The following is a 1,409-nucleotide window of genomic DNA, read 5'->3' on the forward strand; positions in this document are numbered from 1 at the left end:
AGGTCCGACGTTCAAATCCGCTCATGAGCTCCAGTCAACAAAGGCAGATATGAAAATATCTGCCTTTGTTTTAATGGAACGAGACGCGTAAGTCTGCATTAAGGGGTGGTTAGAATGGCTAAGGAAAAATTCGAACGTACCAAACCGCACCTCAACGTTGGCACCATCGGCCACGTTGACCACGGTAAGACCACCCTGACCGCTGCTATCGCAACCGTCTGTGCCAAGACCTGGGGCGGCGAAGCGAAGGGCTACGATCAGATCGACAACGCGCCGGAAGAAAAGGCCCGTGGTATCACCATCAACACCTCGCACGTAGAGTACGACTCCCCGACTCGTCACTACGCGCACGTTGACTGCCCCGGCCACGCCGACTACGTCAAGAACATGATCACCGGTGCTGCCCAGATGGACGGCGCGATCCTGGTTTGCTCCGCCGCTGACGGCCCCATGCCGCAGACCCGCGAGCACATCCTGCTGTCCCGTCAGGTAGGTGTTCCGTACATCGTCGTGTTCCTGAACAAGGCCGACATGGTTGACGACGCCGAGCTGCTGGAACTGGTCGAGATGGAAGTTCGCGACCTGCTGAACACCTATGACTTCCCGGGCGACGACACCCCGATCATCGTGGGTTCCGCTCTGAAGGCGCTGGAAGGCGACGAGTCCGAAATCGGTGCTCCGGCTGTTCGCAAGCTGGTCGAGACCCTGGACAGCTACATCCCGGAACCCGAGCGCGCCATTGACAAGCCGTTCCTGATGCCGATCGAAGACGTGTTCTCCATCTCCGGCCGCGGTACCGTGGTAACCGGTCGTGTCGAGCGCGGCATCGTCAAGGTCCAGGAGGAAGTGGAAATCGTCGGTATTCGCCCGACCACCAAGACCACCTGCACCGGCGTTGAAATGTTCCGCAAGCTGCTCGACGAAGGTCGTGCTGGTGAGAACGTTGGCGTGCTGCTGCGTGGCACCAAGCGTGAAGACGTCGAGCGTGGCCAGGTTCTGGCCAAGCCGGGCACCATCAAGCCGCACACCAAGTTCGAAGGCGAAGTGTACGTGCTGAGCAAGGAAGAAGGTGGTCGTCACACCCCGTTCTTCAAGGGCTACCGTCCGCAGTTCTACTTCCGTACCACTGACGTGACCGGTAACTGCGAGCTGCCGGAAGGCGTCGAGATGGTAATGCCGGGTGACAACATCAAGATGACCGTCACCCTGATCGCTCCGATCGCCATGGAAGACGGCCTGCGTTTCGCGATTCGCGAAGGTGGCCGTACCGTTGGCGCCGGCGTGGTTGCCAAGATCCTCGAGTAATCGGTCGATCTCTTATACACATCGGACGCTGCCGAACACCCCATACGGGTAACGCACGGCTGTTCTCGGATGCTGTACATAAACAACAGTATTACATCGCTAGG

Annotated in this window: 1 protein-coding gene; it reads left to right on the forward strand. The window is 58.8% G+C overall.

What is annotated here, in order from left to right:
* Positions 1-114 precede the first annotated feature (114 nt).
* Positions 115-1,305, forward strand: coding sequence for an elongation factor Tu (gene tuf, locus SF06_RS17555; protein ID WP_039562930.1), 1,191 nt, complete (start codon positions 115-117; stop codon positions 1,303-1,305).
* Positions 1,306-1,409 lie beyond the last annotated feature (104 nt).

The organism is Pseudomonas flexibilis, from assembly GCF_000802425.1.
Lineage (GTDB): Bacteria > Pseudomonadota > Gammaproteobacteria > Pseudomonadales > Pseudomonadaceae > Serpens > Serpens flexibilis.